Here is a 13543-nt window from a genome sequence, read left to right as displayed (position 1 = left end):
TGCCGAAGAGGGGGTTCCGGCCCTCCTGCCCGCCCTCCGTCTTGACATAACGGCCGCTTTGCCATAGACAAACCGACTCAATTTTTCAGACGGCATCCAACGAAACGGAAAGAAACCCTATGAGCGAAAAAGCGAAAATCATCTACACCATCACCGACGAAGCCCCCGCACTGGCGACCCGTTCGCTGCTGCCGATCATCGAAGCCTACACCGCCGCCGCAGGCGTTTCCGTGGAAACCCGCGACATTTCGCTGGCGGGCCGCATCCTCGCCGCCTTTCCCGAGTGCCTGACCGACGGGCAGCAGGTGGGCGACGCCCTCGCCGAGCTGGGCGAGCTGGCCAAGACGCCCGAGGCCAACATCATCAAGCTGCCGAATATTTCCGCCTCGCTCCCGCAGATGAAAGCCGCCATCGCCGAACTGCAGGCGCTCGGCTACGCGTTGCCGGACTATGAAGATCCCGCCGCCACCCCCCGCTACGACAAGGTGAAAGGCTCCGCCGTCAACCCCGTACTGCGCGAGGGCAACTCCGACCGCCGCGCCGCCGCCGCCGTCAAGCAATACGCCAAGAACAACCCGCACCGCATGGGCGCGTGGTCGGCCGATTCCAAGTCGGTCGTCTCCAGCATGTCCGCCAACGATTTCTTCGGCAATGAAAAGTCGGTCACCCTGCCGGACGCCACCACGGCGAAGATCGAACTGGTCCAGGCCGACGGAACCACCACCGTTCTAAAAGAGCGCCTGCCGCTGCTGGCGGGCGAGGTGATCGACGCCACCTTCATGAGCGCCAAGGCGCTGGAAGATTTCCTGGCCGGGCAGGTCGCCGCAACCAAGGACGCGGGCACGCTCTTCTCGCTCCACCTGAAGGCCACCATGATGAAGGTGTCCGATCCGGTCATCTTCGGCCACTGCGTGAAGGTGTTCTACAAACCGGTGCTCGAAAAGCACGCCGCCGCGCTGGCCGAGGTCGGCTTCGACCCGAACAACGGCATCGGCGATCTCTACGCCAAGCGCGAAAAGGTTTCCGCCGAAAAGAAGGCCGAAATCGAAGCCGATCTTGCCGCGCTCTATGCAACCGCGCCCGACCTCGCCATGGTCGATTCCGATAAGGGCATCACCAATCTGCACGTTCCGTCCGACGTCATCATCGATGCTTCCATGCCCGCCGCCATCCGCGCCTCGGGCCAGATGTGGAACAAAGACGGCAAACAGCAGGACACCAACTTCATCATTCCCGACCGCTGCTATGCGGGCGTCTATGCCGAAACCGTCGACTTCTGCAAACAGCACGGCGCGTTCGACCCGGCCACCATGGGCACCGTCCCGAACGTCGGCCTCATGGCGCAGAAAGCCGAGGAATACGGCTCGCACGACAAAACCTTCGAAGTGCCCGCCGCCGGTACCGTCCGCATCGTCGATGCCGCCGGCAACGTGCTGCTGGAGCACGCGGTTGAAAAAGGCGACATCTGGCGCGCCTGCCAGACCAAGGACGCCCCGATCCAGGACTGGGTCAAGCTGGCCGTCGCCCGCGCCCGCGCCACCGGAACGCCCGCCATCTTCTGGCTCGACGCAAACCGGGCACACGACGCGCAGCTGATCGAAAAGGTGACCCGGTACCTGAAGAACCACGACACCGAAGGGCTGGACCTCCGGATCCTGGCGCCCGAGGCGGCGACCCGCCTGACGCTCGAGCGCGCCAAGGCCGGCGCGGACACCATCTCCGTTACGGGCAACGTGCTGCGCGACTACCTGACCGACCTCTTCCCGATCCTCGAGCTCGGCACCAGCGCCAAGATGCTCTCGATCGTTCCGCTGATGAACGGCGGCGGCCTGTTCGAAACGGGCGCGGGCGGTTCCGCGCCGAAGCACGTCCAGCAGTTCCTGAAGGAAAACCATTTGCGCTGGGATTCGCTCGGCGAGTTCCTCGCCCTCGGGGTGTCGCTCGAGCATCTCGCCGCCGTCTTCGGCAACGAAAAGGCGCAGGTGCTCGCCGATGCGCTCGACGCGGCCAACGCCAAGTTCCTGGCGGAAAACAAGGCCCCGTCGCGCAAGGTCAACGAGCTCGACAACCGCGGCAGCCATTTCTACCTCGCGCTCTACTGGGCCGAGGCGCTGGCCGCGCAGGACCGGGATGCCGAACTGAAGGCGCGTTTCGCCCCGCTGGCCGCGGCGCTGGCCGCCAACGAGCAGACGATTCTTGCCGAGCTGATCGACTGCCAGGGCAAGGAAGTGGACCTCGGCGGATACTACCGCCCGAACGACGCCCTTGCCAACGCCGCCATGCGCCCGAGCGCAACCTTCAACGCCGCGCTCGCCGCGCTGTAAAAAGGGCAATCCGCCCTTGAAAATAGGGTGTTGACCTTGGGGGCCTAGCTACCTACACTACGCCCTCATTTTTCAGAAAACATCTGTATTACATTAAGGAGCAAGCATTTCATGAGCGCTGATAGAAAAGCAAACGGCACGACCCATGCCCTGATCTTTGAACTGGAATATGTCGCGGCCAAGACCCGCTCGGTGGAGTTCGCGTCGATCAAAAGCGCGGTCGATACCAAAGGGGTCGAGCTGACTCCGGTCATGTTCTCCCGTTCCGGCATGTCCCCGCTTCATCGCCAGGCCGTCACCGACGTGTTGACCCTGGCCGGCAAGAAATCCGATGCCATTGAAAAGGCGGTTGCCGAGGTCGATAAGACCGTCGCCAACTATTGCGAAAACGAAGCCGAGCTCGATGCCGGACTCGCCAAGCTGATCAAGGCCACGCAGGCCCGCGGAATCCCGGCGGTCACCTTTACCGCATTGCCGGAAGCGATTGCCCGCAAGCTGATGGCGAAACTCGGGCTCGACGTGTTGGGCGTTGAGCTGATTATTCCCGAGGAAGTCAAGGAATCCTTTCCGCGTGCCGACGACTGGCTGAAGATGCTCAAGCAGAGCAACAAGGAGGGCGTTACCCTCGTGGCCGTCGTCTCCTCGCAAGTGGCCTGCAAGGGAGCCCTGACCGCCGGCGCGGCCTGCATCGTGGTTCCGGACGAATACACCGCGTTCCAGGATTTCAGCGGAGCAAAGCTGGTTCTCGATTCGCTTGCGGACGAAAACCCCGATGCCATTCTCGACCTTACGCTGCGGATGTAATCGACGCTCCATCGTGTTGAAGACGCCGGTGCGGTTATTTCCGCTCCGGCGTTTTGTTTTTCCGGCATCGCCGGAACCCCCCGTCGGTTGAACGAAGGCGCGAGGTCCGGCATTCAAACGGAAACAAGACTGAAAAATGTTGGATCGACGCATTGCACTGGCGCGAAAGCGGCGTAGATTGGAGATCATGAAAGCGACAACTTTTATCCCAACGGCGCTACTTCTGCTACTGGGCGTTGCGTCGCCCGCCGGAGCCGGTTCGCAGAAGCCCGCAACCTTCTGCCGCTTTGTGCCGGAACGGTCGGACGACTTTGCCTGGGAGAACGATCTGATCGCCTTCCGCGCCTACGGTCCGGCGCTGCGCGAGGGCACGGAGAACAGCGGCATCGACTGCTGGCTCAAGTGCGTCGAATATCCGATCATCGACACGTGGTACGGCCAGATGAAGACGAAGTCCTATCACAAGGACTGGGGCGAGGGGAACGATCCCTATCACGTCGGCTCGTCGGCCGGGTGCGGCGGAACGGGCATCTGGCTGAATGGAAAGCGCGAACCGCTGGAAACGTACACGAAACAAGAAGTGGTTTCGTGCCGGCCGGAAAAGTCCGTCTTCAAGCTGACCTACGAAAAGGAGATCGGCGGCGCGGTCTACGGCGAGGAAAAGACCGTCACGATCGAATTGGGCCAGCGCCTGTTCCATGCCTCGTGCCGGTTCACGAAGGACGGAACCCCTGCGGCGAATCTGCCGGTCTGCATCGGCATCACGACCCACGACGGCAAGGCCGTTGCCATCGGCGATGCGGCGAAGGGCTGGATGGCCTGCTGGGAATCGATTGAATCCTTCGGCGTCGGTACCGGCGTCGTCGTGGATCCGTCGAAGATCCAGGCATACAGGCTGGTCGAATCGCCGACGAAGGATGTCTCCCACTCGCTGTTCATTGGCCAAACCGATGCCCAGGGACGGATTGAATATTATGCCGGCTACGGATGGGAAAAGGCGGGCGCGATCAAAACCTCCGCCGATTGGAACGCCTATCTGGAAGGGTTCCGGCAACGATTAATTAACAAGGATGAAGAACATGGACGTTAGATACACCGTTGGAAAAAACGAATACAAGCGGATGACGACCGGCGAATTGCGCGACGCGTTTTTGGTCGATCTCTTCGAAGCGGGGACGCTCAATCTGCTCTACTGCGAAGTGGAGCGCGCGATTGTCGGCGCCGCGGTGCCGACAACCGGGCCGCTGACGCTGGAGGCCGGCAAGGAGCTGGCGGCGGACTATTTTTGCCAGCGCCGCGAGGTCGGCGTGTTGAACATCGGCGGCACCGGAACCGTAACGGTCGACGGCACCGAATACGCCATGGAAAACCTCGACGGTCTGTACATCGGGCGCGGTTCGCAGGCCGTCCGCTTTGCGAGTGCCGATGCCGCCGCGCCGGCGAAGTTTTACCTGATCTCCTATCCGGCGCATGCCGCCTATCCGACCACCCTGGCGAAGAAGGCCGACGCCAATGCCATTCGGATGGGAACGGTCGAGGATGCCAACAAGCGGACGATTTATCAGTACATTCACGAAAACGGCATCAAGAGTTGCCAGCTGGTGATGGGGTTCACGGTGCTGGAACCGGGCAGCGTCTGGAATACGATGCCGTGCCACACGCACGAGCGCCGCACCGAGGTCTATCTCTATTTCGGGCTCGATGAAACCTCGAAGGTCTTCCACATGATGGGGCCCGGCAACGAGACGCGGCATCTTGTGGTTGGCGACGGGCAGGCGGTCATTTCGCCGATGTGGTCGATCCACTCCGGTTGCGGCACCAAGGCCTACACCTTCTGTTGGGGCATGGGCGGCGAAAACCAGCGCTTCGACGACATGGACCACATTGCAATCGCGGACCTGAAGTAGGATGGCGCGTTGGCTTTCCATTTTGCTGGCCGCCGGCGTCGCCATGGCCGCGGTTGCCAACGAGCCGGCGAAACTCGACAACCCCATGTCGGTTTCCTATCTGCAGCAACATCTGGCGAAGGGCCATCCGCGCCTGGTGTTCTCGCCGTCGATCCTGGAAGGATTGAAGTCGAAGCTCGAAAGCGATCCGGTGCTGCAAAGCAGGTATGCGGCGATCCGGCTGAATGCCGACGGGATTTTCGACCAGCCGCTGCTCAAGCGCAAAATGGTTGGCCGGCGTTTGCTCGGCACCTCGCGCGAGATGCTCTATCGCATCAACATGCTGGGGGTGGTCTATCTGGTCGAAAAGGACGCGGCGGCGTTGCGGCGGATCGACGAGGAGCTGCTGGCCGTCTGCGCGTTTTCGGATTGGAACCCATCGCACTTTCTCGACGTGGCGGAAATGTCGATGGCCGTTGCGCTGGCGCTGGACTGGACCGTTGGGGCGCTGCCGGATTCCACGGTGGCGCTCGCGAAGTCGGCGTTGATCGAGAAGGGGCTGAATCCCAGTTGGCCGGCGGATGGAAAGCGGTGGAGCCGGGCGTATGGGAATAACAATTGGAACCAGGTGTGCAACGGCGGGTTGATCGCCGCCGCGATCGCGGTGGCCGACGACGAGCCCGAACTCGCCGCCAAAACCATCGCGCGGGCGTTGGATGGAATGCCCAACGTGTTGGTGGAATATGCGCCCGACGGGGTGTATCCGGAAGGATCGACCTACTGGGAATATGGCACGGGCTTTTCCGTCGTGACGGCCGCGATGTTCGAAAGTGCGTTCGGTCGCGATTTCGGCCTCTACGAATTTCCCGGCTTCAAGGAGAGCGCGCGGTTCCGCGCGCTGTGCAACGCGCCGTCGGGGTGGTATTTCAATTTCGCCGATTGCGGGGATCGCCGAAGCCGCAGTGGCGATGGCGTGCTGGCCTGGTTCGCCGCGAAGTCCGGCAACAAAACCTTCTTTGAGCAGGAGCGGTTTTTGCGGCCGGCCAAGGAGCAGGGCAAGCTGTCGCGGCTCGATGGCGCCGCCATGGCCTGGCTGTCCCAATACGAGGAGAAGGGCGGCGAACGGGTACCGACGGCTTGGAAGGGCGAGGGGAGCAATCCGATCGTCGTCTTCCGGGGGGCGGACAACGATCCACACGCCTACTATTTCGGCGGCAAGGGCGGCCGGGCCACCACGAGCCACGGCAACATGGATGCGGGCTCTTTCGTGCTCGAGCTCGACGGCGTCCGCTGGGCGGTCGACCCGGGCAACCAGAGCTACAACGCGTTGGAAAAAACCGGATTCGATCTGTGGAACCGGAAGCAAAACAGCGACCGCTGGACCCTGCTGACCAAAAACAACTTCGGCCACAGCACGCTGACGGTGAACAACGAACCGTTCGTCGTCGATGGCTTTGCGCCGCTGGTCGATTTCGAGGAGGGGGCCCGGCCGGAGGCGGCGTTTGATTTGACGGCCGTCTATGGCGGCAACGTCGCGCGGGCCGTGCGGCGCTTTACGAAGACCGGCCCGGCGTCGCTGCTGATCGAGGACCGGATTGAATGTTCGGAAAAGACGAAGCGGATCGTCTGGCAACTGGTGACGACCGCCGATTGCGAGGCGGTCGATGGCGGGGCGGTTTTGCGCCAGGACGGAAAAGAGCTGCAGCTGCGGTGCGTTTCGCATCCGGAGCTGACGGTGTCGGTGGTGCCGCTGTGCCCGCCGCCGCTGGAGCTCGATCGGCGAATCGAGGGGCTCAAGCGCCTGGAGGTGGACGTTCCGGTTCACCAGGCGGTCGACGGAACAATCGTGCTGCGCATCGCATTATCAACGGGGGAGAAAGAATATGATTAAGGAACTGTTCGATCTAACGGGCAAGGTGGCGTTGGTGACCGGCGGAACGCACGGCATCGGCATGGCGGTTGGCATGGTGCTGGGGAAAGCCGGCGCCAAGGTGTGCGTCAACGGTCGCGATGCCGCGAAACTGGCGGCGGCAAAAGCGGCGTTTGCCGAAGAGGGCATCGACGTCTTCGCAACGGTCTTCGATGTCACCGACGAGGCCGACGTCGACGCAGGGATTTCGAAAATCGAGAACGAGGTCGGGACGATCGATATTCTCGTGAACAACGCGGGCATCATCAAACGCGTCCCGATTCTCGATATGCCGGTGGCCGACTACAAACAGGTGATCGACGTCGACCTGATCGCCCCGTTCATCGTCGGCAAGCGCGTGGCGCCGGGGATGATCGGAAAGGGCGGCGGCAAGATCATCAACATGTGCTCGATGATGAGCGTCTATGGCCGCAACTCCGTCTCCGCCTACGCCTCCGCCAAGGGCGGGCTGAAATTGCTGACCGCCAACATGTGCTGCGAATGGGCCCGGCACAACATCCAGGTCAACGGCATTGGCCCGGGCTACATCGCCACCGCCCAGACGGCGCCGATCCGCGAGGGGAACCATCCGTTCAACGAGCTGGTCATGATGCGCACGCCGGCCGGCCGCTGGGGCGAGCCGGAAGACGTCGGCAACGCGGCGCTGTTTCTGGCATCGAACGCCAGCGGGTTTGTCAATGGCCACATCCTGTATGTCGACGGCGGCATTCTGGCAAACTTCGGCTATGTGAAGGGCGAGAACGAGGGATAGGACGCTGAAACAAGCTGGTCGGATTCCGGAACCCCCCCACGACCGGAGCGCTCGTGCGCCTCGCTGGCGCATCTGTCCGGCGGGGTATTAGACCAAGTTTCGCCCTAAACTCGCGGGAGGAATTACTTGACCTCAAACGATTGAAACAGTAGAAATGTGGCTTTTAACTTGGGGGAAGTCATGAGTAGAGGCCTGTCGTATTTCGTGGGGGGAATTCTGGTTGGAGCGTTGTTGTCGACCGCCGGATTCTCGGTGTATCTGGGGGGGCGGTCGGCTTCGGGCGGCGGGGCCGCCAACCAGCTGGTGTTGAAGCTCGGGCACGGACTCGATACGGGCCACCCGGTCCATAAGGCCATGGAGTTCATGAAGGCGCGGGTGGAGGAACTCTCCGCCGGAACCGTGACCATCGACATCTATCCCAGCGCGGTGCTCGGCAACGAGTTGCAGTGCATCGAACAGCTGCAGAACGGTTCCTTGGCCATGACCAAGACCTCCGCCGCCGCCATGGAAAACTTTATTCCGGCGATGTCGGTCTACAGCCTTCCCTATGTTTTCCGCGATGGCGACCACTACTGGAACGTGCTTACCGGCCCCATCGGCAAGGGATTGCTGCAGCAGGGCGAATCCAAGTTCCTGCGCGGCCTTTGCTACTATGACGGCGGAAGCCGCAACTTCTACACGAAGAACAAACCCATCCGCACGCCCGACGACCTCAAGGGGCTGAAGATCCGCGTCATGAACTCCAAGACCGCGATCGACATGGTCAAGGCCATGGGCGGCGCCCCGACGCCGATCTCGTGGGGCGAGCTCTATTCCGCCTTGGCGCAGGGGACGGTCGATGGCGCGGAAAACAATCCGCCGAGCTTCACCTCGAACAAACATTACGAAGTCTGCAAGCATTTCACGTTGGATGGCCACACGCGCATTCCCGACATGCTGCTGATCGGCACCAAGGTTTGGGGCAAGCTCGATCCGCAGGTGCAGGGCTGGATCCAGCAGGCCGCCGATGAGTCGGTCGCTTTCCAGCGCAAGCTCTGGCAGGAAAAGACGACGGAAGCCCTGGAGCAGGCGAAGGCCGAAGGGGTCGCCGTTTACGAAGTCGATGTCGCCGCGTTCGCCGCCAAGGTGGCGCCGATGCTGGCGGAAGTCGAGAGCGCGGAAGTCCGCGAACTGCTCAAAAAAATCGCCGAGGTCCAGTGATGTTGGCCGGGCTTGTTAAATTTAAGGAGTGGATGACCTGGGCCCTCAATACGGTGCTCATCGTCGCCGTGGCGTTGTTGGTGTTCGATGTCTGCTGGGGGGTGTTTTCCCGCTATGTGCTGGGAGAGCAGACCAAGTGGACGGAGGAGCTCGCGCGGTTTCTGCTGATCTGGGTGTCGCTGCTCGGCGGCGCGGTGGCCTTTGGGCTCAAGGGGCATCTCGGCGTCGATTATTTCGTCGGCAAGTTCGAGTCCGGCGCGCAGCGGCTGATGGCCGTGGTCGTGCATCTGGTGGTGCTGTTTTTCGCCGTTGCGATCTTCGTCTACGGCGGTAGCCGCGTCGTGGCCGACGCCCTCGCGATGGAGCAGATGACGCCCGCGCTCGGCTGGAAGATGGGCTATGTCTACCTCGCGCTCCCGATCGCCGGCATCTTCATGGTCATCTACGCCATCGAAAACCTGGTCGAGACGATCGCCGGAACCCAGGAGCCGTTGCTGGACGCCGCCGATTTCGATGCGGAGTCCGTTGCGGAAGGAGGGCTGGACTAATGGGTATCGTCGCACTGATTCTTATCGCCGTTTTCATCCTTCTTTTGGTCATGAACGTCCCGATCGCCGTCGCCATTGCGTTGGCGTCCTTTTTTGCCGTATTGGCCGAAGGAATCGACCCTTCCACGGTGATCGCCGCCAAGATGGCCAATGGCGTCAACAGCTTCGCGCTGCTGGCCATTCCGTTCTTCATTCTCTCCGGCCATTTGATGGGGCGGGGCGGCATGGCGCGGCGGCTGATCGATTTTGCCGGAACGCTGGTCGGCTTCCTGCCGGGCGGTCTGGCCTACGTCAACACGCTTACCTGCATGCTGTTCGGCTCCATCTCCGGTTCCGCCGCCGCGGCGGTCTCTTCGGTGGGCGGCTTCATGATTCCCGAAATGAACCGCAAGGGCTATAACAAGGAATTCAACGTGGCGGTCACCACCACCGCCGCCACCACGGGCCTGCTGATTCCGCCCAGCAACATCATGATCGTCTATTCGGTCGCCGCCGGATCGGTCTCCATCGCCGCCATGTTCATGGCGGGCGTCATTCCCGGCATCCTGACCGGTCTCTTTATTATGCTGGTCTGCGGCTATTTTGCCTTCAAGTACAAGTATGAATGCGAAGCGCGCTCCTCGTTCGTCGATATCCTCCGCAGCTTCGGGCATGCGGCCCTCACCCTGCTGCTGATCATCATCGTGATCGGCGGGATTCTCGGCGGCATCTTCACCGCCACCGAGGCGGCGGCGATTGCGGTGGTCTACTCCTTCTTGCTCTCCGTCGTGGTCTACCGCGAGATCCCGATGAAGGATCTGCCGCAGATTCTGCTCGATACGGGCATCACCACCGCCGTCGTCATGCTGCTCATCGGCGCCAGCTCCGGAATGAGCTGGATCATGACCATGGCCAACATCCCGCAGACGGTCAGCGCCGCGCTGCTGGGGCTCTCCGACAATCCGATCGTCATCCTGCTCACCATCAACGTGCTGCTGATGTTTGTCGGCACCTTCATGGACATGACGCCCGCGGTGCTGATCTTCACGCCGATCTTCCTGCCCGTCGTCATGTCGCTCGGCATGCACCCGGTGCATTTCGGCATCATGCTGATCGCCAACCTTTGCATCGGCCTCTGCACGCCGCCCGTCGGCACCTGCCTATTCATCGGCTGCGGCGTCGGCAAGACCACCATTGCCAAGGTCACGGCAACCCTGTTGCCGTTCTTCGGCGCCATGATTGCCGCGCTGATGGTCATCACCTACATTCCCGCCGCCTCGCTCTGGCTGCCCGTGAAGACGAAGCAGCTCAAGGCCGACGATGTCGCGAAATGCGAATTCATGCAGGGGCATGCAACCCCGGCGGATGCCGCGGCCGAATAGGTTCGCCGTTCCGCCCAACGGCGGAACTATCGCTCTTGTCTTTCCACCGCAACCACGGTCACGTGGTTGCCGGACTGCGTCCACTTGACGTCCAGGCCGAAGACGGTCGTGCCGAAAACGCGGCCGGGGTCGTCCGTCCGGTAGGCCGGGCGCGGGTTGTAGGAAAGCATGTCGGCAATCAGCTGCCGCAGGGCCGGGCGCTTCGCCGATTCGAGTTGCGCGATCCGCGCTTCGATTCCCGCGGCGAAGCCGACGGTGTTGACCGGGTCCGGGGCGGCGTTGGCAAAGGCGCCTCTCGCGTCGGGGAGGCTGTCGCTGTAGGGCAGGTAGGGCTTGATATCCAGCACGGGCGTGCCGTCAAGAAAGTCGCCGCCTCCCAGTAGCAATTGCGTGCCTTCGACCTTCAGCAGTTCCACCACCGACAATCCGATCGGGTTGGGGCGGAAATTCGAGCGCGAGGCAAACACGCCGACCCGTTCGTTGCCGCCCAGGCGCGGCGGCCGCACGGTGGCCTTCCATTGGTCCCGCGCCGACCGGTGGAACACAAAGACGATCCAGAGATGCGAGAACTCCTCGATGCCGCGCAAGGCTTCCGGCTGGTTGTAGGGAGGCAGCAGCTCCAGCGTGGCCGTCGCGCTTTTCACCAGTCCCGGTTGCCGCGGAATGCCGAACTTGTCCGTGTAGCACGATCGCATTTGCCCTATTGCACTAAATTCAAATCCATCCATCGACTGTGTTCTCTCTCTGCGTTCGACGCGCCGCTTGCGGCTAGCGCCTCTTTTTCCGTTGGGTGATATACTTCGCCTTGGCCTCCGCCGCGATCAACAATGTCTCTTCCGCCGGCGGGTAGCGAAACTTTTCATCAGCGCGCTCGGCGGTCAGCTCCTTGAGTAGCCGCCGCAGCACTTTTTCCGGATCCTTCAGCTCGCATGCCCAAACCACGATCACCTTCCAGCCGAGCGTTTCAAGCGCCCGCCGGTGCTTCTTGTCGTTGGCCACGTTGCGCTCGAACTTTTCCTGCCAAAAAGCCGTGTTCGATTTCGGCATCGAGGCCCCCTTGCAGTCGGGGTGGCGATGCCAGAAGCAGCCATGCACAAAGACCACCGTTTTGTGTTTGCGCAGCACGATGTCCGGCTTGCCCGGCAACGCCTTGTTGTGAAGGCTGTAGCGGTAGCCGCAACGGTGCAGCATCGAACGGACCAGCAGCTCCGGTTTGGTATTCTTGCCCCGGATCTTGCCCATCAATATCGATCGCTCCTCTGGCGTCATCGTATCCATGAACATCATTTAACCCCTAAACCGACGAAAGACACGAAATTTTACGCATTGTCCTCATCGGCGGTGCCGGCATAATCTGCAGACATGAAAACTTCGATTGAACGGCTGTCGGAATGGGTTCGGTCGGCAACTTCCATCGTTGCGCTGACGGGGGCGGGCATTTCCACCGCATCGGGCATTCCCGATTTCCGGTCGGCCAGCGGAATCTATTCCATCGAACGCAACGTCGAGATCTTCGACCTCGATGTCTTCCTGCGCGATCCCTCGATCTTCTACGCCTTTGCCCGGAAATTCTATCCGCAGGTGCGCGACGCCCGGCCCAATGCCGCCCATCGGGCACTCGCCGCATTGGACCACATCACCGTCGTGACGCAAAACGTCGACGACTACCATCAGCGGGCGGGCTCCGATCCCGTCTACACGGTGCATGGCAACCACATCTTCAGCACCTGCCAATCCTGCGGCGCCGAGATCGAGACCGAAGTGCTCTTTCCAATCATTGAACGCGGCGACATCCCGCACTGCGTCTGTGGCGGGGTCTACAAACCCAACATCACCTTCTTCGGCGAGCGGTTGCCGGAAACCGATTGGCAGGCGGCCGTTCAAGCCATGACCCAAGCCGATCTCGTGTTGGTTGTGGGGACCTCCCTTTCCGTCTTCCCCGCCGCGTATCTGCCCGACTATCGGCCGCTCAACGCCCGGCTGGCCATCATCAACCGCGACCCCACGCCGCTTGACGGCGAGGCCCAGATTGTGATCCGCGAGGATATTTGCGACGTTCTTGGCAGAGTGGTTTAAACACGAAGGCACAAAGAACGCTATAGATGCGGCACTTAAATAATGCGAGTTTTTAGCCACGAGAGAGAACAAGGCAATATTTCGTTGCCTCTGCGTCCTTTGCGCTCTCTTGTGGCCAATATTTCCATTAGCAGGCAGTCTAAATGTTTAGATGCCGGCGCAATAAGTTAGTGATCTGCGTGTCTTTTTACTTCTTGCGCGAGAGCTTGCGGGCAAAGGCAAAGCAGACCGCGCCTTCGATGAAAATCAAGATGCCGAACAGCCCGTAGGGATAGCGGTAGGCGATAAACGCGAAGATCGAGAAAACCAGCAGCGTGGTTCCGTTGATCAGCAGGCGATTAATGATCGGCTTCGCATCGTCGGATTTCCAGCCTTTGGCCAACAGCTGTTTCTGGGAGACATAGTGAATTGCCAGTGCGACGCAGAGGACGGCCAAGATCAACATGGGATGGTTCATAAGAGGGTTCCTAGGGTTGGTTTTCTGTTTTCGGATCCACGGTTTCGGCATGTCCGAGGTTTTTATCGGGGGCAATGATGTCGCGGACGCGGCGTTTCAGGTCTTTCAGCTCGGGCAGTCCGCGCTCGGTCTTGCGATCCCACACTTGCCGGTCGTTGGCATAGATCCGCCAGATGCCCGGCACCATGCTCGGCTTGAGGATGGCT

General features: G+C 61.4%; 14 protein-coding genes. 10 read left to right on the top strand and 4 right to left on the bottom strand.

The annotated features are described in order from the left end of the window. Positions 1–119: 119 nt before the first annotated feature. The 9 genes from ABYO54_RS00730 to ABYO54_RS00690 all read left to right on the top strand — a co-directional run bounded on the left by ABYO54_RS00730 (position 120) and on the right by ABYO54_RS00690 (position 10804). Positions 120–2324 (top strand): NADP-dependent isocitrate dehydrogenase, encoded by a 2205-nt coding sequence (locus ABYO54_RS00730; protein WP_372805927.1) that lies wholly within the window; start codon positions 120–122, stop codon positions 2322–2324. Positions 2325–2435: 111 nt separating this feature from the next. Continuing rightward, positions 2436–3128 (top strand): hypothetical protein, encoded by a 693-nt coding sequence (locus ABYO54_RS00725; RefSeq protein WP_372805926.1) that lies wholly within the window; start codon positions 2436–2438, stop codon positions 3126–3128. Between the two features lie 187 nt (positions 3129–3315). Beyond that, entirely contained in the window at positions 3316–4218 is a 903-nt protein-coding gene (locus ABYO54_RS00720) for a DUF4861 family protein (RefSeq protein WP_372805924.1), read from the top strand. After that, positions 4208–5035, top strand: a complete 828-nt coding sequence (kduI, locus tag ABYO54_RS00715; RefSeq protein ID WP_372805922.1) for a 5-dehydro-4-deoxy-D-glucuronate isomerase — start codon at positions 4208–4210, stop codon at positions 5033–5035. Before ABYO54_RS00720 ends, kduI begins: the two co-directional genes overlap by 11 nt. A gap of 1 nt (position 5036) precedes the next feature. Continuing rightward, positions 5037–6905 (top strand): heparinase II/III family protein, encoded by a 1869-nt coding sequence (locus tag ABYO54_RS00710; RefSeq protein WP_372805920.1) that lies wholly within the window; start codon positions 5037–5039, stop codon positions 6903–6905. Further along, positions 6898–7695 (top strand): gluconate 5-dehydrogenase, encoded by a 798-nt coding sequence (locus ABYO54_RS00705; RefSeq protein WP_372805918.1) that lies wholly within the window; start codon positions 6898–6900, stop codon positions 7693–7695. Before ABYO54_RS00710 ends, ABYO54_RS00705 begins: the two co-directional genes overlap by 8 nt. Before the next feature lie 180 nt (positions 7696–7875). Next, positions 7876–8895, top strand: a complete 1020-nt coding sequence (locus tag ABYO54_RS00700; RefSeq protein ID WP_372805916.1) for a TRAP transporter substrate-binding protein — start codon at positions 7876–7878, stop codon at positions 8893–8895. Positions 8896–8927: 32 nt separating this feature from the next. Further along, positions 8928–9443 (top strand): TRAP transporter small permease, encoded by a 516-nt coding sequence (locus ABYO54_RS00695; RefSeq protein ID WP_372805914.1) that lies wholly within the window; start codon positions 8928–8930, stop codon positions 9441–9443. After that, positions 9443–10804, top strand: a complete 1362-nt coding sequence (locus tag ABYO54_RS00690; protein WP_372805912.1) for a TRAP transporter large permease — start codon at positions 9443–9445, stop codon at positions 10802–10804. Before ABYO54_RS00695 ends, ABYO54_RS00690 begins: the two co-directional genes overlap by 1 nt. A gap of 26 nt (positions 10805–10830) precedes the next feature. Here ABYO54_RS00690 and tsaA read toward each other — a convergent pair whose 3' ends face one another. Both tsaA and ABYO54_RS00680 read right to left on the bottom strand, forming a co-directional pair. After that, positions 10831–11532 carry a tRNA (N6-threonylcarbamoyladenosine(37)-N6)-methyltransferase TrmO gene (gene tsaA, locus ABYO54_RS00685; protein WP_372805910.1) on the bottom strand — a complete coding sequence of 234 codons (702 nt, stop codon included), beginning with the start codon at positions 11530–11532 and terminating at the stop codon, positions 10831–10833. A gap of 40 nt (positions 11533–11572) precedes the next feature. Beyond that, positions 11573–12073, bottom strand: a complete 501-nt coding sequence (locus ABYO54_RS00680; protein ID WP_372805956.1) for a very short patch repair endonuclease — start codon at positions 12071–12073, stop codon at positions 11573–11575. A 93-nt stretch (positions 12074–12166) separates the two neighbouring features. Between ABYO54_RS00680 and ABYO54_RS00675 the strand changes: the two genes are divergently transcribed. Then, positions 12167–12880, top strand: a complete 714-nt coding sequence (locus tag ABYO54_RS00675; protein ID WP_372805908.1) for an NAD-dependent deacetylase — start codon at positions 12167–12169, stop codon at positions 12878–12880. A gap of 187 nt (positions 12881–13067) precedes the next feature. Here the strand turns inward: ABYO54_RS00675 and ABYO54_RS00670 are convergent, their stop codons facing one another. Continuing rightward, a complete protein-coding gene (locus tag ABYO54_RS00670) occupies positions 13068–13337 on the bottom strand; it encodes a hypothetical protein (protein ID WP_372805907.1) in 270 nt (89 codons plus the stop codon). Positions 13338–13347: 10 nt separating this feature from the next. Then, positions 13348–13543, bottom strand: a 196-nt coding sequence (locus tag ABYO54_RS00665; RefSeq protein WP_372805905.1) for an Rdx family protein, incomplete at its 5' end; no start/stop codon positions are given.

The sequence above is a fragment of the Pontiella sp. genome, from assembly GCF_041622395.1.
Classification (GTDB): Bacteria; Verrucomicrobiota; Kiritimatiellia; order Kiritimatiellales; family Pontiellaceae; genus Pontiella.
The sequence above is the reverse complement of the archived record's forward strand: the minus strand, read 5'-3'. Positions and strand labels throughout refer to the sequence as shown.

Coding starts and splice junctions, on each gene's coding strand:
- ABYO54_RS00690 (WP_372805912.1), top strand. CDS start 9,443: ATGGGTATCGTCGCACTGATTCTTATCGCCGTTTTCATCCTTCTTTTG.
- ABYO54_RS00725 (WP_372805926.1), top strand. CDS start 2,436: ATGAGCGCTGATAGAAAAGCAAACGGCACGACCCATGCCCTGATCTTT.
- ABYO54_RS00710 (WP_372805920.1), top strand. CDS start 5,037: ATGGCGCGTTGGCTTTCCATTTTGCTGGCCGCCGGCGTCGCCATGGCC.
- kduI (WP_372805922.1), top strand. CDS start 4,208: ATGGACGTTAGATACACCGTTGGAAAAAACGAATACAAGCGGATGACG.
- ABYO54_RS00695 (WP_372805914.1), top strand. CDS start 8,928: ATGACCTGGGCCCTCAATACGGTGCTCATCGTCGCCGTGGCGTTGTTG.
- ABYO54_RS00675 (WP_372805908.1), top strand. CDS start 12,167: ATGAAAACTTCGATTGAACGGCTGTCGGAATGGGTTCGGTCGGCAACT.
- ABYO54_RS00670 (WP_372805907.1), bottom strand. CDS start 13,337: ATGAACCATCCCATGTTGATCTTGGCCGTCCTCTGCGTCGCACTGGCA.
- ABYO54_RS00705 (WP_372805918.1), top strand. CDS start 6,898: ATGATTAAGGAACTGTTCGATCTAACGGGCAAGGTGGCGTTGGTGACC.
- ABYO54_RS00680 (WP_372805956.1), bottom strand. CDS start 12,073: ATGACGCCAGAGGAGCGATCGATATTGATGGGCAAGATCCGGGGCAAG.
- ABYO54_RS00730 (WP_372805927.1), top strand. CDS start 120: ATGAGCGAAAAAGCGAAAATCATCTACACCATCACCGACGAAGCCCCC.
- ABYO54_RS00700 (WP_372805916.1), top strand. CDS start 7,876: ATGAGTAGAGGCCTGTCGTATTTCGTGGGGGGAATTCTGGTTGGAGCG.
- tsaA (WP_372805910.1), bottom strand. CDS start 11,532: ATGGATGGATTTGAATTTAGTGCAATAGGGCAAATGCGATCGTGCTAC.
- ABYO54_RS00720 (WP_372805924.1), top strand. CDS start 3,316: ATGAAAGCGACAACTTTTATCCCAACGGCGCTACTTCTGCTACTGGGC.